1 protein-coding gene is annotated in these 334 nt (G+C 60.8%); it reads right to left on the bottom strand.

Features of this window, described 5'->3' with window-relative positions; translation table 11 throughout:
* Nucleotides 1–238 (bottom strand): hypothetical protein (locus WC359_15025; GenBank protein ID MFA5401762.1); only part of this gene is annotated, 238 nt, incomplete at its 3' end.
* Nucleotides 239–334 lie beyond the last annotated feature (96 nt).

Genomic DNA, 334 nt, shown 5'->3' with positions numbered 1-334 from the left:
CGGTGCTGCCTGGGTAGTCGAACTGGTTGCGGTAGAACGACGGCTCTGTCCTATCCGTGTCGGCCTTGACGGTATCCTTGTCCGAGACGGAGATGCCGCCTGCGTATACGTTCACGGGAGCGGCGCGAAGAGCGGCGCTGCGAAGGTCGCTTGCCATCTTCAGGTAGTTGGCCACCATGTGGCTGTAGGTAATCTTCAGGTCGCCGACGGCCTTATCCGCCTTGCGCCCGAATTTCATGGCGAGTGTCCTTGCAGCAGCCACAGCCGCAAGCGTGTAGTTGGCCGCCGAGTCTACGTAGTAGCCTATCTCGTAGTCGCTGAAGAGCTGGTCGCC

The organism is Dehalococcoidia bacterium (assembly GCA_041653995.1).
Classification (GTDB): Bacteria; Chloroflexota; Dehalococcoidia; order GIF9; family UBA5629; genus CAIMUM01.
This window is presented reverse-complemented; position numbering and strand designations above follow the sequence as displayed.